We start from the raw sequence: 18844 nt of genomic DNA on the forward strand, positions 1-18844 counted from the left end.
AGGTAATCGTCGATATGCACTATGAAAACCTGATGTTTTTCCATCTGGGTACGGTTATACCCTGTTTCTTCATCGGTGCGTTTTTGTTGTTGAGACCAAAAGGCGGGATGGTTCATCGTAGTCTTGGAAAAATCTACATGAGCCTTATGATGATCACTGCAACTACTACCTTGTTCATGGCCAATAAAGTCGGTCCTACTTTCCTGGGTCACTTTGGTTACATCCATCTATTTAGCTTTTTGACTATCTGGTCGGTGCCGACAGCACTCTTCGCCATTAGGCAGGGCAATGTAAAACGACACCAACGGATAATGTGGTCGCTCTATATCGGTGCAATACTAATAGCAGGGGGCTTCACGTTTGTGCCAGGCCGCTACATGTATGGATTGATTTTTGGATAGAGAGCTGAGGTATTCTTGAGCCGTGTTGAAGTACGTAAAGGGCAGAAATCTTGAGTAAATGTCATTTAGCGCAGATCAATATTGCCCACTCACGCGATACTCGCGACAGCGAGACTATGAAGGGGTTCATGGATCGGCTGGATGAAATCAATAGCGTCGCGGATAGATTTCCCGGGTTTGTCTGGAGGCTGCAGACGGAGGAGGGCGATGCTACAGCGATACAGGCATTTGATGATCCACTATTGCTGGTGAATGTGAGCGTTTGGGATGGCCTGGATTCGCTGAAGGCTTTCGTCTACAAATCGCTTCACGTCGAGTTGATTCAGGATAGAGATGCCTGGTTTGAGAAAGTGCGTCAGCCACATCAGGCGTTGTGGTGGGTGCCTGAGGGGCACTTGCCTTCCGTGGAGGAGGGCAGGGAGAAGCTGGAATACCTGCAAGCCAATGGGCCGAGTGAGGTGGCGTTTACCTTTGCCAAATCATTCGGCCCACCGGTTTAGAGGTACCTTGCGCCGTGCTTTCGGTTTAGAAGTGCACACCTTTCATCAGCGCTGCCAGCGCCACTTGCTCGTTCGAGGCTTCAACCTTCTCCGGCTTACTGTCTCCGCGAGCCGCGGCGGAGTCATTGAACATACGGAACACAATGTTCATGATGACTTCAGAAACGCGGGGAGCCAACGCATTCTGAACCTGCAGGAAGATCCCCAGATTGGTAGCAATCCGCTTGGGCTTCTTGACCACTGCTTCCACAACCATATCAGTCGCTTCATCAGGTGTGAGCACGGGCATTGAATCGTAGACGGAGGTTGCCGATATCATTGGCGTGCGTACCAGTGGCATGTTGATGGTGGTGAAGCGGACATTCAGGTCGGAGTATTCAACCGCAGCAGCCTTGGTCCAGGCATCCAATGCGCTCTTCGATGCCACGTAAGCTGAGAAGCGAGGACTGGGCGACAGGGCGGCGATGGACGACATATTGATTACATGGCCGGACTTGCGCTCGGCCATGGAAGGTAGGAGGGCCATCGTCAGGCGTATGGCGCCAAAGTAGTTCACCTGCATGGTGCGCTCGAAGTCGTGGAAGCGGTCGTAGGACAGCTCCAGTGAGCGGCGAATTGAGCGGCCGGCGTTGTTGATCAGGATGTCGACATGGCCATGCGCAGCGAGTACCTCGGCGGCGAGGCGGTCACAATCTTCCAGATTGGAAACGTCTGCCTGGTAAATTGTCGCCAGCCCGCCCAGCTGGGCAATTTCGTCTGCTGTTTCCTGCAGCTTCTCAGCGGTGCGTGCAACCAGCAGCACGTGTGCGCCAGCCTCTGCCAAACGAATGGCCGAGTTTTTTCCGATGCCGGAAGATGCGCCCGTGATCAGTACGATCTTGCCGCCGGCGTTCCCTTCAAGTGAATGATCTACAAACAGATCCGGATCCAGATTGCGTTCCCAGTAGTCCCAGATCACTGGCGCGTAGTCTCGCAATTCCGGGCACTTGATGCCCGTTCCCTTCAGGGCGCGCTCGGTATCCCGGTTGTCGTAGCGTGTCGGGAAGTTGGTGAACATGGTGACGGAATCAGGCAGTCCCATATCTGCCAATACGGTGTTAATGATGCGCTTGATAGGTGGCAGGCTTGCCAGCGTGTCGCGCACGATCCTGGGAATGAAGCCAAACATGCGGGTATCCAGACGCATGTTGAAACGGGGCGTGTGGCCGGCATCGGCAAAGATGTTCAGCATATTGCCCATAGTATGGTGTTCAGGGTCGGTCAGGTGGAAGCAGCGCCCGTCCATATCATCCAGGTGGGCAATGTGATCCATGGCATCTACAACATAGTCCACGGGCACGACATTGAACTTACCGCCTTCAATACCGATTAGCGGGAACCATGGCGGTAAGACGTTGCGGAGTTTCTGCAGGCTCTTGAAGAAATAGTAGGCGCCGTCGATCTTGTCTATTTCACCCGTTTGGGAGTGGCCCACGACCATGGCTGGGCGATAGATACGCCAGGGGATTTTGCATTCGCTGCGTACCAGCCCTTCCGAATCGTGCTTGGTGGCAAAATAAGGGTGTTCCAGTTTTTCCGCTTCTTCAAACATGTCCTCGCGGAAGGTGCCCTCATACATGCCGCCAGCAGCAATTGAGCTGACGTGTTGGAAGCAGCCGCTGTTCAGGGCCTCGGCCAACTGGATCGCGTGGCGTGTACCCTCTATGTTGGTCTTGATCTGGGATTCGGCCGAGGCAGACAGGTCGTAGATCGCCGCAAGGTGGCAGAAGTGCGTGATGCCGCCTTTCAGCTCGGCGATGGTGGCCTCATCCAGGCCTAGCAGCGGCTCGCGCAGGTCGCCTTCTACGGGAATCAGGCGATTGCCGTTTTCGCCGAAGCGCTGCTGGAGTTCCTCGAACTTCTGCCTGGAGCCCGCGCGGGTCAGGACGTAGATGTCGCCTTCGCGCTCAATGAGCTTCTCGATGAAGAACTTGCCAATGAAACCGGTACCGCCAGTAATGAAGTAAGCCATGGGACACGCTCCTGAATATGTGTAAGAGTCAGGTAATTCTAGGCGCTCTGGGAAATCTCACAATTGCGGCTTTTTGCAATCGGTAGGGGCAGGAATTTTCACGCCCCCGGAGGCACTGATCAGCAGTGCTGTGTGCGGTAGTCCTGAGGGGTCAGTCCGGTCCATTTTTTGAAGGCCCGGTGGAAGGTGCTGCTGTCGGAAAAGCCCAGCAGTTCGGCCAGTTCGGCAGTGGTGTACTCACCGCTGGCCAGGAAGTTGATAGCGGCATCGCGTCGACATTGATCCTTTAGTTGCTGAAAGGACGTGCCTTCCTCTTTCAGGCGCCGGTGCAGGGTAGGGGTGGTCATATGGATGCGTTCGGCAACGTCCTGTAGCGTCGGCATAGCGCGCTGGAAATCGCTCCCAATCAGGTGGCGAATACGAATCGCAAGGCTGTGGTCTTCGGGGCTGATTCGAAACAGTTCGGCCGGGTAGGTAGCCAGCATGGTTTCCAGCGACGGCTCTCCCTGGACTATCGGGAAATCGAGATAGCGGCTGTGGAACGCCCAGGCGTCGTGGTGGGTGCCAAATTTCACGGGCTGGCCGAACACCTCGCTGTAGTCCTTGCCATCCTCCGGGGCTTCGCGCATTTCCACTGCGTGCAGATCAATGAAGCTGCCTATGAACCAGCCGCATACCCGGTGCCACATGGCCATGGAGAGGATTCTGCCAGTCATTCCCGGCAGCCAGTGCAGGCTTTCCATGCTGAAGTTCTCGGGGGCGACCAGCGAGCGGTCGGTGGCATCATCGAAAACAAACCGACACCAGACCAGATCACCGTCCTCCTCTATGGCAAAGGTCTCGCCGGTGGATTGCATGCGCCGGAAATAAACGGATGCTCGCTGCAGGGCCTGGCGGAGGTCGCGCGCGTGTAGCATGGCCTGAAACATCATCCGGTAGGCGCTGAACAAGCGCGTATCTTCCGGGTCCATGGCGTTTTCGGGTATGTAGTCCTGTAGTTGGTGCACCAGGTGGATAAACAGGCGGCCGTAGTCTTCCACAGGTATCACCGCCCCAGGTACTGCCTGTGTTTCCAGCAGGGCCAGTGGAAGGTTGGCCGCTGTCAGTTGCGCGCGCAACTGGTCACGGGGCACGGGCGCCAGCCTGAGCAACGACTGGGCATATTTTAGGGGAATGGTGTCCGCCACGGGATGAACTCCTGAACTGAGCCCATTCTACTGTTGTGGGTGGCGTGGGCAAGCGCTCAACTCTGGTGCAAAATCCCGTCTCTGATAATTGCGAATTCTCGCCAATGGCTGAAACCCGGTCGAAGGCTAGACTATGCCTAACTGTAAACCTATCGAGAACACACTGATGTCTGAACTAAAACAGGAATTCGACGCTGCTCTGGCACAGCTCATTGGCCCCGGAGCTCCCTGGGAGATAGCTACAGATGCGCAGGGCCTCAGTTACTATGCCAATGCACCGGTCAATCTGAGAGAGGCTCTCTATGTTGCCCGCGACCATGGTGATCGTGAATTCCTGATCTATGAAGGGGAGCGGCGCACTTTCAACCAATTGCTGGATGAAGCTGATGCGTTGGGCGCGGCGCTACAGGGTGCCGGCGTTGGCAAGGGCGACCGCGTTGCTCTGGCTATGCGGAATTACCCGGAATGGATGTCGGCGTTCATTGCCGTGACCGCCATCGGTGCGGTTGTCGTGCCGATCAATAGCTGGGGGAGCCCTGCCGACGTTCACTTTGCCGTCACAGATGCCGGCGCAAAACTGGCGATTTGCGATCAGCAGCGAGCCGATGCGGCGGGAACCTTGCTGCAAGACGCCGGCGTGCAGGTTTTGATTGCTCGACCAGCCGATGCCAATGATCCCGCTGGACTCCCGAGTTTCGTTGCGGCATATGCGGGTAAACAACCGGCCCATGTGGACATCGACGGCGATGACCTGGCCCTGATAATGTATACCTCTGGTACCAGCGGTAAGCCAAAGGGGGCCGCTTCCACGCACCGAGCCCTGTGCCAGGCGGTGTATAACATTGAATGTTTTGCCATCGCTGCGGCTATGACCAACGGCGATTTGATTACCGCCATGCTGGAGCGCGGGCACGAGCCCACGTCACTGCTGGCGGTACCTCTTTTTCATGTCAGCGGCTGTCACGCTCAGTTCCTGGTTAATCTGCGCGGTGGTCGACGTATCGTGATGATGTACAAGTGGGACGTGGATCGCGCGCTTCAGTATATAGAGCAAGAGCGAGTAACGACCTTGGCCGCCGCGCCTTCCATGGCGCTCGACCTGCTGGAGGCCGAGGGTTTCGATACGACTGATACCAGCAGCCTGTTCTCACTGGGTGTCGGCGGTGCTGCAACTCCGCCGCGCATACGCTCATTGCTGAACGAAAAAATGCCGCAGAATTTCAGTGGAACGGGGTATGGCATGACGGAAACCAATGCGCAGGGCTCCTCACTGACTGGTCGGGCATTTCGCGATAATCCCGGTACCTCAGGCTTTCCCCACCCGGTAATGGAATTCCGTATTCGCGATGAAGCAGGTGCCGACCTGCCTCAGGGTGATGCCGGCGAGATATGGGTACGCGGTGTCACGGTGATCAAGGAATACTGGAACCGCCCGGACGCCAACGCCAGTGATTTTGAAGACGGCTGGATGCGCACCGGGGACATTGGCTACTTCGACGAGGACGGTCTTATTTACCTGGCGGATCGCGCCAAGGACATGATTATCCGCGGGGGTGAGAACATCTACCCTATTGAAATTGAGAACGAGCTGCTCGAGCATCCTGCTGTCAAGGAGGTAGCGGTTGTAGGCTTGCCCCACGAGCGCTGGGGCGAGCGGGTGGTAGCCGTGGCGCATCTGCATCCGAAATCTGCCGCATCAGAGCAGGATTTGATCGATTTTGCCGCGGCGCGACTTGCCGCATTCAAGGCGCCGAGCCAGGTGTTTATCAGTGACCAGCCGCTCCCCCGAAACGCGGCCAACAAATTGCTGAAACGCGAGATCAAGGAAGGCTTGCCGGAGCGCTGAGTGGCCGCCATTTAGAGCGACTTACCTCCGGCCGATCTAGCTAGCCTGGCCCCGGTCCACAATGATTGTCCCGTCCACATGCACATCGCGCTGGGGGTAAGAAATCACTACATTGTTCGCCCTGAACAGGGCGTCTATGCGATAGCGGAGATCGCTTCTGATCAACCGCAAGCCTCTTTCTGCGGTGGCCAGTGCCCACACGTTGAGTTCGAAGATCAAAGAACTGTCGCCAAAGTCATCGAACAGCACTGCATACCCGGGTTCTTTCAAAACGTCGGTATGTTCTTCTGCCGCCTGTTTTAGCAGCTCGGTGACTAAATTAACGTCGGAACCGTACTCCACTCCTACGCGCACCGAAGTGCGCACAAGCTTGTCTATCAGGGTCCAGTTGGTCACCGTGTTTTCTAACAGGTAACTATTGGGTACCAGCAGTCTCACTCCGTCGACGCGTCTTATGCAGGTTGAGCGGGTATTTATAGATTCAACGTTACCGCGGACATCACCTATCTCGAGGAAGTCATCTATACGGATTGGCCGCTCCCACATCAGGATCCAGCCGCTGATGAAATTGTTGATGATGTTCTGGGCACCGAAGCCGACCCCGATCGCTATTGCGCCGGAGACGAACGCAAAAGCAGCGAGCGGAATACCTAGAATGTCCAGTGCGATGGCGCTGAGCACGACGAATCCCAGAATGATGTAGGCCCTTGAGATTACTTGCAGTAGGTCCGCATTTACTTTTTTGCGCCCTAGTTTTTCCCGGATAATTCGACCGCTCCAGACGATGAGGAATGCACCAAGCAATACAAGTGCGGCGACAGATAACAGTTCTCCAATAGTCAGGCCGCTCTCGCCTATGTCGAGGAGTGTGATGTCCATTATTTCTTTCAATTCACTCATCCTTTCTGTTCGAATTTTTCTCGTTGCATGCCTTGGTAAACGCGGGGTTAATCGAGGCAAATGTTCTATCTTATAGAATAGCTAAATATCGGCGTGATTTATCAGAATATCGCTAGGTTTTATCAGTGTCAGGTGTTCTAGTGCCAGTAGCTTATACTTGTTTGATAACCGAACCTGGAGGATAACTATGGATCGCGCGATGCTACTCTCGCAAGCCGGGGAATATGAAACCGGTGGGTTGGAGTTGGTAGAGCAGTGGCGAGATCGCCCTGACTGCTATCTATGGCTCGATCTCGAGAGTGCTCCTTCTGAAGACGTTCGCCAGATATTGAGTTCCATGCAATGTGATGAGCTGGCGATTAACGATAGCTTTCGCGCCCGGCATCCTCCCAAGATAGAGCAGTTCAAAGATAGTACGTTTGTCCTGTTTCGGGGGATTTCCAGCCTCGATGACTCACTCGAACTGGAACCACAGCAGATCGGGCTCTGGATCGGCTCTCGGCACCTCATTACGTATCACCGGGGGACGTCTATCAGCGTATCTCATCACTGGGATATCGAATTGCAGTCAGGGCTGCTGCAACAACCAGGCGTGCTTGCACTCAAGATCATTCACTATGCTTGCGGACGCTATCTGGAGAAGTTGCTGGATTTCGAAGACCAGCTTGCGGATCTTGAAGATGGCTTGCTGTCCGAGCAGTCTGAAGAAGGTATGCGGAAACTGGTGATTTATCGCTCGAGGCTGCGCAGGCTAAAGCGAGTATTCAATTATCACCGAGTGATGGCAGAGCAGATCTATCGAGTGGGCAGCCCTCACCTCGGTGAGGGCGATGAAGGAGAGATTAACCATATTCGGCGCGACCTATACGACCGCTGCGAGAGATTGAGTAGCCTGTGTCAATTGTACTACGAACTATGTGGTGACCTGGTAGAGGGGCACATTTCATTGAGTTCTCACAACCTGAACCGGACCATGAAGATACTGACGATAATTTCCGCATTGTTTGTCCCGCTGACATTTGTGGCAGGTATCTACGGCATGAACTTCGAATATATGCCGGAACTTGGCTGGAAATATGCCTACTTCGTGGTCATCGGCGTGATGGGATTGATCGTGCTGGCCATGTTGGCGGTTTTCAGGCGTTTTCGCTGGTTCTAGGCCATATCTGCCCAATTATTGGCCTGAAGCCTGGCTGGTTTCAGGCTGGCTCCGGTGCTAGGCTTCGCACAATGAACGCAACCCTCGGTAAATTCCTGCTTTGTGCACTGCTTGTTTTGCAGTCCATGGCCTATGCGTCACCGATGGATTGCGCCGATGTAGATGTGGCGCAATTGCCCTGTCACGAGCAGGGGCTTGCGCCAACACCGTCGTCAGTCGATTGCGATCACTGCCAGGATTGTCGAGCGCCTGGTCCTGTTGCCTTGCCGACTGTGTCCCTGCCATTGCAGCATGGGTTTATTGTAAGCGTTACTTCATCGCCGCCGGGTCAGCGGCCCGCCCCCATCGACGATATCTATCATCCCCCCAATTCCCCGAACGCCTGATCTTTCTCGTTAGTGTGTTTTCGCGCGGTGATGTCGCGCTCTGGGAGTTACCAATGAAATATCTGATTCTGGCGCTGGCCCTTGTGGCCGGTGCAGCCAATGCCGCCGTGGTTGAGTACGAGCTCACGATTGGCTACGGCGCCCTCAATAAATCCGGTGAGCCAGTCACCGCCATGTTAGTCAACGACAGCTACCCGGGCCCGGTTTTGCGGTTCAAACAAGACGACACCGCCCGGATACGCGTCACCAATGAGCTTGACGTGGATTCCTCCATCCATTGGCACGGCCTGCTCTTGCCGCCGGCCCAGGACGGCGTGCCCTATATGTCCAGCCTGCCCATCGGCCCCGGCGAGACCTTTGAGTACGAGTTTCCACTTAAACACGCCGGAACCTATTGGTACCACTCGCACACGGACTTGCAGGAGCAGTCCGGCGTGCACGGTGGCATTGTGGTAGAGCCACCCGGCGGATCGAGTGGACAAGCCGAAGCAGTAGTAGTGCTGCAGGACTGGACTGATGAAGACCCACACCAGGTGCTGCACAACCTGAAGAAAGACGGCCACTACTATGCGCTGAAGAAAGACAGTGTTGTCAGCATAGCGGGGTATCTTCAGCGCGGGGCGATGGGCAACTGGTGGGAGAGCCGCTGGACGCGTATGGGCGCCATGGATGTGGCCGACGTCGGCTACGATGCATTTCTGGCCAATGGTGAGCCGGAAATACGCTTGTTTGAGCACGCGCTGCCGGGCGAGCGAGTGCGCTTGCGCCTGATCAATGCCGGCGCCTCGACTTACTTTCTATTGCACTCTGCCGGCCTCGATAGCCGAGTGATTGCGGCAGATGGTCTCGATGTGAAACCGGTGCCAGTGGACGAAGTGCTGCACGCGGTCGCTGAAACCTACGATCTCGAAATCGCTGTACCTGATAGCGGCGCAGCGGAACTGCGAGCAAGCGCACAGGACGGCTCGGGTTATGCCTCTATCCTGATTGGCCGCGGCGCGCCGCGCCACGCCGAGCCGATGACGCCGCCGGATCTGTATGCCAGCCACAGTGGGCACGACATGACAGGAGACGGCGCGCACGACCATCATCACATACACCACGGGGGGCCGCGCAGGCTAGCCTACAGTGATCTGGATACGCTGGAGGCGCAGCGTTACGCCGGTGGCCCCGAGGCACGCACGATCGACCTGCGGCTCACCGGCAATATGGAAACCTACAACTGGTCGTTCAACAATATTCCGCTGTCCAGGGCAGACAAGATTCTGGTGGAGCGGGGAGAAACCGTGCGTTTCAGGTTTATCAATGAAACCATGATGCATCACCCGCTGCATCTTCACGGCCACTTTTTCCGCGTCATTACGGCCGCCGGCAAGGGCCCTATGAAGCACACCGTTGATGTACCCCCGTTGGCGACGGTGGAAATCGAATTCCTGGCCAACGAGGAGCAGGACTGGTTTTTCCACTGTCACAACCTCTATCACGCCAAGACCGGTATGGCGCGAGTTGTTCGCTACAGTGACTACAACGGCAACCCCGAATTCATGGCGGCGAAAAAGAGCAGTCCAGACATTCGCGACACTGATTTCTATTTCGCCGCCGAACTGAAGCTGCATAACCAGCTCGGTATGGCCGAAGGGTGGACTGCAAATGCACGGCATCGATTCGAATTCGAGGCACAGAGCCTGGACTGGGAGGAGGAGCGCGGAGACCTCGCGTATCTGTACCGGTTGAACCGTTGGACCCAGGCCCTTGCGGGGCTGGAGAAAGAGGCTGGCGAAGATGTCGAATACCGGCTTGGGCTGCGCTATGTGCTGCCGATGATGGTCGATATGGATCTTTATCTGACGGACGAAGGGGATGTAGAGGTCGCATTTGACACTCATTTTCAGCTGACCAAGCGTGTCCAGGCCCACTGGGAGTGGGAATCTGAAGGCGAATACCACCTGGGAGTGGAATATCGTTTCAACGAGCGCATTTCGGCGGAGGCCGCCTATACTGACACTGTGGATGCCTCGCTGGGGGTGAAACTCCGCTTCTGACAGCAGGCGTCTCCAGGGGGGATTGTGCATTCATAATATGAATAGCAACAATCCCGACTATCTATTTCAGTTATGCTGATCCCGGGACTACTATTCCCACCACTGACTGGCTGACCTCGGTCGCCCGCCATCCCTAGTCCCCAACCGAACAGAGGTACTCACATGTCTACCCTCCAGAACGACATCAACGACATCACCCAGCTGTGCAGCCAGAATGGCTCTCCCTGGGACGGCATCAGCGCTGAATCTGCCGCTCGCATGCGCGCTCAAAACAAATTCAAAACCGGTCTGGATATTGCCCGGTACACCGCCGGCATTATGCGTAAGGACATGGACGAGTACGATGCGGATCCCGCCAAGTACACTCAGTCTCTGGGTTGCTGGCACGGCTTCATTGGGCAGCAGAAGCTGATTTCCATTAAGAAGCACTTCAACACCACCGACAAGAAGTACCTGTACCTCTCCGGCTGGATGATCGCCGCGCTGCGCAGCGAGTTTGGTCCGCTGCCTGACCAGTCTATGCACGAGAAGACAACTGTATCCGGCCTTATCGAAGAGCTCTACACCTTCCTTCGCCAGGCTGACGCTCGTGAACTAGGCGGTCTGTTCCGTGCCCTGGACGATGCCCGTGAAGCTGGCGACGAAGTTGCCCAGAAAGATCTGCAAAACCAGATCGACAACTTCGAGACACACGTTGTGCCCATCATTGCTGACATCGATGCCGGTTTCGGCAACGCTGAAGCCACCTACCTGCTGGCCAAGAAGATGATCGAGGCCGGTGCCTGTGCTATCCAGCTGGAAAACCAGGTATCTGACGAAAAGCAGTGTGGCCACCAGGACGGTAAAGTAACTGTTCCTCACGAAGACTTTCTCGCCAAGATCCGCGCCGTACGTTATGCCTTCCTTGAACTCGGTGTTGAAGACGGCGTCATCGTTGCCCGTACCGATTCCCTGGGTGCTGGCCTGACCAAGCAAATCGCGGTAACTCACGAAGTGGGTGATCTGGGTGACCAGTACAACAGCTTCCTCGACGTTGATGAGCTCGAGCCCGGTGACATGAATCACGGCGACGTGATCATCAACCACCACGGCAAACTGGTTCGTCCCAAGCGCCTGCCTTCCAACCTTTATCAGTTCCGTAAGGGCACAGGTGAAGATCGCTGCGTACTGGACAGCATCACCTCGCTGCAGAATGGCGCTGACCTGCTGTGGATTGAGACTGAGAAGCCTCACATCGGCCAGATCGGTGGTATGGTAAATCGCATCCGCGAAGTCATCCCCAATGCCAAGCTTGTATACAACAACAGCCCGTCCTTCAACTGGACCCTGAGCTTCCGTCAGCAGGTATTTGATGCCTGGACTGAAGAAGGTAAGGACGTATCTTCATACGACCGTGACCAGCTGATGAGTGCCGACTACGACGACTCTGAACTGGCTGCTGCGGCCGACGACAAGATCCGTACCTTCCAGGCGGACGCTGCTCGCGAAGCGGGTATCTTCCACCACCTGATCACTCTGCCCACCTACCACACTGCGGCCCTGTCTACTGACAACCTGGCCAAAGAGTACTTCGGTGACGCAGGCATGCTGGGCTACGTGGCTGGCGTACAGCGCAAGGAAATCCGTCAGGGTATCGCCTGCGTTAAGCACCAGAACATGGCTGGCTCAGACATGGGCGACGACCACAAAGAATACTTTGCTGGTGACGCTGCCTTGAAGGCCGGTGGTAAAGACAACACCATGAATCAGTTCGGCTGATTCTCGGTGTGACAAAAAAGGCGGGCTGGATAGCCCGCCTTTTTTTTGCCTGAATTTCACTTCGATTTCACCTGTCGCAAATTAGTGTAGGCTTGGTTCCAGCTTATAGATTCCCTGAGTTAGCGTGAAATTACTCCTGATCGAAGACAACAGTACTATCGCCAGCCAACTGGTCACCTTTTTTGAGGGCCTCGGCTGGGCCGTCGACTATGCCGCTGCCGGCCGGCAGGGTGTTGAGTTGGCCCGTGGCGCTGTGTTTGATGTGCTGGTGTTGGACCTCAATTTACCCGATATGGATGGCCTGGAAGTGTGCCAAACGCTCAAGGCCGAGCTCGACTACAACTTGCCAGTCCTGATGCTGACTGCGCGAGATGCTTTCGCCGACAAGGCCTCAGGTTATGGCCAGGGGGCGGATGACTACGTCACAAAACCCTGTGACTTGCGCGAGCTTAAATTGCGCTGCGAGGCCCTCGGGCGGCGCCACCAACTGCACAAGACCTCTGAGATCAGATTGGGAGATCTTACGCTGGCCACCAAAAGTCAGGAAGCCTGGCGTGAAGATGTCCCTCTGAAACTCACCCAGATCGGGTTTCGCATTCTGCTTGAACTGGCCGGGGCCTACCCCGGAGCCGTGACACGCTCGCAACTAATGCACTCCCTGTGGGGTGACGACCCGCCGGATAGTGACGCCTTGAGATCGCATATCTACAGTCTACGCAATGCGCTGGACAAGCCCTTTGCCAAACCCATGCTGAAAACCCTGCCCAATGTGGGCTACCGCCTGGTGTGCGATGAAACCTAGCATCCAAAAGCGCCTGTTCGGCATTCTTGTGCTGTTCGTGCTTGCCCTTACCCTGTTGTGGGCGGGCCTGTCACTGATGCTTGCCTATATCGTGGAAGACGAGATCATTGATCGCGTCTTGATCAGTGAGATCGCCGTGTTACAGCAAGCGTATCTCAGTACGGGCGAATTCTCCCAGCCTATGTTGCCCGAAGTGTCAGTTTACGCAGACCTCGAATCCGCTCCAGAGGCACTACAGACTTTAATCGTGCCCGGTGTGGGCGGGGAAATCTTCACCCCTGATAAAACCCACTATCACTATCGCTGGTTGAAGCTTGCGAACACCGCGCCGGCACTGCTGGTCGCCGAAGTTTCTCCGTGGTTGGTGGTGAGTAGAATGTCTGCGCCGCTGCTGATTCTGTTACTCGCCGGTTTTGCGGTGGCATTGTTGTTCAGTCTGGTTGCGGCATTCTACATCTCACGCATGACCACCCGGCCATTGCGTGAATTGACGCAGGCAATCGAGCAGGAGCCGCGACCGAGCCCGCTGCCTCATGTGGCGCAGGGCGATGAAGTCGGTGTGCTTGCTGCGGCGATGGAGGCCGCACTTGCCAGCCTTCAACTCGCACTTGAGCGAGAGACGACATTCACTCGCGATGTCAGTCATGAACTGCGCACACCACTGACGTCACTGCGCAACGCCATTCTATTATTGCCGGATTCGCTCGCTGAAAATGAACAGGTGGAGCAGTTAGCTACCTCCAGTGCCGCGATCGAGAGCTTGCTGACAACACTGCTGGCCCTGGCGCGAGCAGAGTCTTCAATCACGGCAGCGCTGCCCATACGTGCAATGATCGAGGGGTTGCTGCTGGATCGCGCAACGTTGCTGGAATCTGAAAGCTTCGACATTGAACTACACGTGCCCGACCGCACAATGGTGCAGGGTAACGAACAGATCACACAGCTGTTGCTAGGTAATCTGATCGACAATGCGATTCACTACGCGGCACCAGCGCGATTGTCTATTCGCATTGAAAGCGACGGCCTGACGTTTGCGAACCCGATCAATGCATCCGCCCGTTCGCCGCACGCAGCGAGCCTGGGGCACGGGCTCTCGCTGGTGCGACGGCTCGCTTCGACCCAGGGGTGGACAGTACAGCTCCAGGAATCTGCAGATACGTTCAGCATCCGTTTGAACTGGTAAAAAACTCTTCAAATTTCACGCCCGCTTGACATGTAGAGGCGCATTCTTATCCCATCAAACAGCTCATAAGGAGAGTATGACGATGTGGAAGGGTATTGGAGTTTCAGTTCTTGGAGTAGTGGCAGTGACTGGCGGATTTGTGGCCTGGCTGTTCAGCCTGGTGGATCATACTGTTGCGGCAGATCTGCCTACGAAAGTCCCCGGAGATTTACCTTACTATCAGCAGCGAGTGCCGCAGGATAGAGGCAATATTCTAATTGTCCTGACGAGTGAAACCATCATGGGAGACACCGGCAAGCGCACCGGTTACGAGCACACTGAATTGTCCCGGGCGTATTATGTGTTCACGGTAAATGGTTTCGAAGTCGACATTGCCAGCCCCTTGGGCGGTGAGCCCAGTGCCATTATCGATGATGAAGATATGGGGGCTCTCGACTACGCTTTTCTGAATGACGCAGAGGCGATGGCAAAGGCCCGCAATACATTGCCGCTAGAGTCAGTTGCTGGTGAAAACTACGAGGCGATTTTCTTTGTGGGGGGTAAAGGCACCATGTGGGATTTTCCAGACAACCCGGACATCCACCGTCTGGTGAGACACTTTGCTGATCAGGATAAGGTCGTTGGTGCCGTCTGCCATGGCCCGGCTGCATTGGTGAATGTTGAGCTGGACAATGGAGAAGCGTTTCTTGCGGGCAAGCCGGTGACTGGATTCACGAACGAAGAAGAATTGTTTCTTATTCCCGATGCCGCCGGAGTGTTCCCGTTTCTGTTGGAGGATCGTCTGCGCGAGCGGGGTGCCAAAGTCTCGGTAGGCATGCCGTATCTTGAGAACATCGCTGTCAGCGAGAGGTTGGTGACCGGCCAGAATCCGTGGTCTGTGTATGCGGCCGCCGAGGAAATGGTCACGCAGTTGGGTTATTCACCGGTGTACAGGGATGCAACGCGAATTGAGAATAGCATCGATGTACTTGGGCAGTATTACCTCTTGGGCAAGGTTGGTGCTCGTGAGGCGGTCGATGGACTGGTCGCGCAGGAGAAAGCATTCGATCGCAATCTGATAGTGATGCACAGCATTGTCGCTGGCATGCAGTGGCGCATCAAATCCGCGCTGGAGTTATTGGTGCTAGCCCAACATGCCAAGAAAGTGACAGCGGGATAGCACCAGAGGAGATTTGGGCTTGTCTTACTGGTCGAGGCCGCCCATCAGCATGTATTTGATTTCTACATAGTCTTCAATGCCATACTTCGATCCCTCGCGGCCTGAGCCCGATTCTTTCATGCCGCCAAAGGGCGCCATCTCGTTGGAGATGATGCCCTCGTTGATCCCGACAATACCGTAATCGAGGGCTTCCGCTATGCGCCATACGCGACCGATATCGCGGGTGTAGAAGTAGGACGCCAGGCCGAACTCGGTATCGTTAGCCATGGCGATAACTTCTTCCTCTGTGCTGAAGCGCACCACCGGCGATACCGGGCCGAAGATCTCGTTGCGGAACACAGCCATCTCCGAGGTAACGTCTGTTAGTACGGTGGGCTGGTAGAAAGAGCCGCCCATAGCATGGGCTGCACCACCTGCGGCGACTCTGGCGCCCTGGGCGATGGAATCCTGCACAAGCTTGTCGACATCATTCATTGCCTTCTCGGTCACGAGAGGGCCAATGATCACACCCTCTTCGGCACCATTGCCCACGGTCAGTTCTTCGGTGGCTTTGACAAACTTGGCCACGAACTCGTCGTAGACGCCGTCCTGTACAAACAAGCGGTTGGAGCACACGCAGGTCTGGCCAGCATTACGGTATTTGGAAATCATTGCCCCGGTGATCGCTGAATCGATATCGGCATCATTGAAAACGATAAAGGGTGCATTTCCGCCCAGCTCCATGGAGGTTTTCTTCATGGTGGTGGCACATTGCTGGACCAGCATCTTGCCGATGGGGGTGGAACCAGTGAACGTCACTTTGCGCACGGTGGGATTGGATGTCATCTCGGCGCCGATCTTGCTGGCGCCGCCAGCGACCACGTTCAGTACTCCTGCGGGTACACCCGCTCGTTCAGCGAGCTCCGCCATGGCGAGGGCAGACAGGGGCGTTTCCGAAGCGGGTTTGATCACGATGCTACAACCGGCGGCGAGGGCAGGTGCGGCCTTGCGTGCAATCATGGCATTGGGGAAGTTCCAGGGCGTGATGGCCGCCACTACACCTACAGGCTGCTTGATACAGACAATCCGTTTGTCACTGGAGGGGCCGGGAATAACATCGCCGTCGATGCGCTTGGCTTCTTCGCCGAACCACTCGATAAAAGATGCGCCGTAGCCGATTTCGCCGCGAGACTCAGCGATCACCTTGCCTTGCTCCGCTGTCATCAATTGGGCCAGGTCTTCCTGGTTCTCCATCATCAGGTCGAACCATTTGCGCAGTACCTGGGCGCGGGCCTTGGCCGGTACTTTTTTCCAGGATTGCATTGCAGCGTCAGCCGCCGCTATGGCGCGTGCGGTTTCAGTTGCGCCGACACTGGCCACCTGGGTGATTAACTCGCCGGTGGCGGGGTTTCTCACATCAAAAGTGGCACCATCGTCCGCATCTACCCATTGGCCATCAATGTAGGCTTTGTTCTGCAGCAGGCTTGGATCTGTGAGGGTCAGGGGCATTATTACGTTCCTTTAACAGTCGTTAGATTGATTCTGAGATTAGCACGGGCGACACTGAATGACGCCATAACAAAAAATAGGAGATCACCATGTCTGGATTCGACAACTGCGTTGCCCTCGTCACTGGCGGTGCCAGTGGCATAGGTGAGGCCACTGTGCGGGCTATTGTCGCCCACGGCGGCCGCGCTGTAATCGCCGATCTGCAAACGCAGCGGGGCGAGGCCCTGGCTGATGAGCTCGGCGACGCTGTTCGATTCATCGAGACCGACGTCACCAGTGAAGCAGCAGTCGAAGCCGCGGTTGCCGAAGCGGTGAGTAGCTTCGGCTCTCTCACCGCTCTGGTCAATAACGCCGGAGTGGTAGGTGCGGTGGGTTCTATTGCCGACACCAGTGTGGAGGCGTATCAGCGGACTATGGATATTCACTGCAAAGGCAGTTTTCTCGGTGTTAAACACGCTGCGCGAGTGATGCCGCGTGGGAGCGCCATTGTATCGCTTGCGAGCACGGCGGGCCTTATCGGAGGGCAGGGGCCGCATGTCTATACGATGGCCAAGCACGCGATTATCGGGCTCACCAAGTCGGCCGCTTCTGAGCTGGCGACCAAGGGTATTCGAGTGAATGCAGTCGCCCCCAGTGGCACTGTAACGCCCATGGTGAATGCGCTCGGCCTGGGTGACGCTGAGGCCACGGCAGCGGCTCTCGCGGCAGCATCCCCGCTGGGCATTGCTTGTATGCCCGAGGATATAGCCGATGGAATATTGTTCCTGTTGAGTAATGCATCGCGTCATATTACTGGCCAGACCCTGGCGATTGATGCGGGCCTGACCACGGCAGGAATGACGCCACCGCCGTTTTTCGACGAGGAGCCACAAATGTTGCTGCAGGCTGGTCAACGAGAGCAGGGCTGACGTTGTTCACGGCTTGCGTCTGTTGTCGCGGTGGTAGACAGCGTCATCCTGACGCCCGCCGCGCAGGGTGCCAGGGGCCAGTTCAAAATAGGGGTCGTTAGTGGGTGCACTGCGGCTCCAGTCCACTACTTCGCTGCGGTAAGCGAGTTTCCAGATGCCATTACGACATTCGTAGCGATCCAGGTAACGTCCTGCGATGATCATGTCCTCGAAACCGTCTTCGGCAGGAACCTTGTGGTAGGCCTGAAAATAGATCTCGCCAAAGGCTTGGTTGCCGTCTATGTCGATTAGTGTATTGCCGATGAAATGTTGGTTGGCGACGTGGTCTTTCAGTGCGCCCAAGGCAAAGTCGATAAACTCACCAGGGCTGGCGTTGTAAAAGCCGTACTCACACCAGCCATCGTCCCAGAACTGTGCCAGCAGGAGGTCGCGGTCAAGCCTGTCCAGGCCGCGCATGTACAGACTACTGATTTCCTGAATCGTCTGTTTTGCCAGTAACTGCTGTAGTTGTGCATCCATGCGTTCAGGCCTTCCGGAAAAATTGAATTGAAGGATCGTCGTCTCCAGCCGTGCCTTTGCTGAGTGCGACAAAGCCCTCAGACTGGCGCTCGTCCGTGATCGCTCGAGTGCGGCTCCAGTCCATCACGACATGTCGGTGCACCATGCGCCAATGGCCATCGCGTTTCTCGAGCCTGTCCAGGTAGCGGCCGCTGAAGCACATCTCCTGTTCAGCGCCCCGCAATAGGTGGGCGGCCTCCACATAGCTTTCGCAATGGGCCTGTTCCCCATTTATCTGAATAGTGAAGTTGCTTACACAGTGACGGGTGAGTTCGTAGACAGGGGCGAGGGCGGGGCCTATCAGCTGACAAAATTCAGCGGCGGGCCCAATGAAGTTGCCATAGTTCACTTCCGCTTCTGGCCAGTAGCAACTGGCGAGGAGGGTGCTGTCATTGCGATCGAGGCCACGGCAGTGGGCGTGCAGGATGTCGCTGATGGCCAGCTGGTCTGGGGGTGTCGCTGTCATGGCAGTTTTCCTGATTCTTGCCGCCCAGCCTTGAAAGGTAAGCCGGCTCGGCACATAATTATAAAAACAGTCAATCCTGATTGTATTAGC

17 protein-coding genes are annotated in these 18844 nt (G+C 55.9%); 11 read left to right on the forward strand and 6 right to left on the reverse strand.

Annotated features, from left to right (window positions below):
• The first annotated feature begins 14 nt into the window (after positions 1-14).
• Together EY643_RS05270 and EY643_RS05275 are read left to right on the forward strand one after the other, a co-directional pair.
• Complete coding sequence (locus tag EY643_RS05270) at positions 15-401, forward strand: DUF2306 domain-containing protein (RefSeq protein WP_152661208.1); 387 nt, start codon at positions 15-17, stop codon at positions 399-401.
• 50 nt (positions 402-451) lie between these two features.
• Entirely contained in the window at positions 452-901 is a 450-nt protein-coding gene (locus EY643_RS05275) for a DUF3291 domain-containing protein (protein WP_205743153.1), read from the forward strand.
• Between the two features lie 25 nt (positions 902-926).
• Here EY643_RS05275 and EY643_RS05280 read toward each other — a convergent pair whose 3' ends face one another.
• Positions 927-2912 carry an SDR family oxidoreductase gene (locus EY643_RS05280; protein WP_152661210.1) on the reverse strand — a complete coding sequence of 662 codons (1986 nt, stop codon included), beginning with the start codon at positions 2910-2912 and terminating at the stop codon, positions 927-929.
• Positions 2913-3031: 119 nt separating this feature from the next.
• Complete coding sequence (locus EY643_RS05285) at positions 3032-4099, reverse strand: helix-turn-helix domain-containing protein (RefSeq protein ID WP_152661211.1); 1068 nt, start codon at positions 4097-4099, stop codon at positions 3032-3034.
• Between the two features lie 166 nt (positions 4100-4265).
• On the opposite strand from EY643_RS05285, the gene EY643_RS05290 reads away from it, so the two are divergent.
• On the forward strand, positions 4266-5945 hold the full coding sequence (locus tag EY643_RS05290; RefSeq protein ID WP_170287286.1) for a class I adenylate-forming enzyme family protein: 1680 nt from the start codon (positions 4266-4268) through the stop codon (positions 5943-5945).
• 36 nt (positions 5946-5981) lie between these two features.
• Here EY643_RS05290 and EY643_RS05295 read toward each other — a convergent pair whose 3' ends face one another.
• Positions 5982-6845 carry a mechanosensitive ion channel family protein gene (locus EY643_RS05295; RefSeq protein ID WP_152661213.1) on the reverse strand — a complete coding sequence of 288 codons (864 nt, stop codon included), beginning with the start codon at positions 6843-6845 and terminating at the stop codon, positions 5982-5984.
• A 187-nt stretch (positions 6846-7032) separates the two neighbouring features.
• On the opposite strand from EY643_RS05295, the gene EY643_RS05300 reads away from it, so the two are divergent.
• From EY643_RS05300 to EY643_RS05330, 7 genes are all read left to right on the forward strand, one after another.
• A complete protein-coding gene (locus tag EY643_RS05300) occupies positions 7033-8004 on the forward strand; it encodes a magnesium transporter CorA family protein (RefSeq protein WP_152661214.1) in 972 nt (323 codons plus the stop codon).
• Positions 8005-8075: 71 nt separating this feature from the next.
• The gene (locus EY643_RS05305; RefSeq protein ID WP_152661215.1) at positions 8076-8390 is read left to right on the forward strand and encodes a hypothetical protein; all 315 of its coding nucleotides are present in this window, start codon (positions 8076-8078) and stop codon (positions 8388-8390) included.
• 53 nt (positions 8391-8443) lie between these two features.
• On the forward strand, positions 8444-10432 hold the full coding sequence (locus tag EY643_RS05310; protein WP_152661216.1) for a multicopper oxidase family protein: 1989 nt from the start codon (positions 8444-8446) through the stop codon (positions 10430-10432).
• 162 nt (positions 10433-10594) lie between these two features.
• The gene (locus EY643_RS05315) at positions 10595-12190 is read left to right on the forward strand and encodes an isocitrate lyase (RefSeq protein ID WP_152661217.1); all 1596 of its coding nucleotides are present in this window, start codon (positions 10595-10597) and stop codon (positions 12188-12190) included.
• Positions 12191-12314: 124 nt separating this feature from the next.
• Positions 12315-12992, forward strand: coding sequence for a response regulator transcription factor (locus EY643_RS05320; RefSeq protein WP_152661218.1), 678 nt, complete (start codon positions 12315-12317; stop codon positions 12990-12992).
• Complete coding sequence (locus EY643_RS05325) at positions 12982-14175, forward strand: sensor histidine kinase (protein ID WP_170287287.1); 1194 nt, start codon at positions 12982-12984, stop codon at positions 14173-14175. Before EY643_RS05320 ends, EY643_RS05325 begins: the two co-directional genes overlap by 11 nt.
• 124 nt (positions 14176-14299) lie before the next feature.
• Complete coding sequence (locus EY643_RS05330; protein WP_240732828.1) at positions 14300-15334, forward strand: type 1 glutamine amidotransferase domain-containing protein; 1035 nt, start codon at positions 14300-14302, stop codon at positions 15332-15334.
• A gap of 24 nt (positions 15335-15358) precedes the next feature.
• Here EY643_RS05330 and EY643_RS05335 read toward each other — a convergent pair whose 3' ends face one another.
• Positions 15359-16822: a succinate-semialdehyde dehydrogenase gene (locus EY643_RS05335; RefSeq protein ID WP_152661221.1), complete on the reverse strand. Its 1464-nt coding sequence runs from the start codon at positions 16820-16822 to the stop codon at positions 15359-15361.
• An 89-nt stretch (positions 16823-16911) separates the two neighbouring features.
• Here EY643_RS05335 and EY643_RS05340 point away from each other — a divergent pair, with 89 nt between their 5' ends.
• Entirely contained in the window at positions 16912-17730 is an 819-nt protein-coding gene (locus EY643_RS05340; protein ID WP_152661222.1) for an SDR family oxidoreductase, read from the forward strand.
• A gap of 6 nt (positions 17731-17736) precedes the next feature.
• On the opposite strand, the gene EY643_RS05345 is transcribed toward EY643_RS05340, so the two are convergent.
• Positions 17737-18249 carry a nuclear transport factor 2 family protein gene (locus EY643_RS05345; protein WP_152661223.1) on the reverse strand — a complete coding sequence of 171 codons (513 nt, stop codon included), beginning with the start codon at positions 18247-18249 and terminating at the stop codon, positions 17737-17739.
• A gap of 4 nt (positions 18250-18253) precedes the next feature.
• Positions 18254-18754: a nuclear transport factor 2 family protein gene (locus tag EY643_RS05350; RefSeq protein ID WP_170287288.1), complete on the reverse strand. Its 501-nt coding sequence runs from the start codon at positions 18752-18754 to the stop codon at positions 18254-18256.
• Positions 18755-18844: the final 90 nt, after the last annotated feature.

The organism is Halioglobus maricola (assembly GCF_009388985.1).
Classification (GTDB): Bacteria; Pseudomonadota; Gammaproteobacteria; order Pseudomonadales; family Halieaceae; genus Halioglobus; species Halioglobus maricola.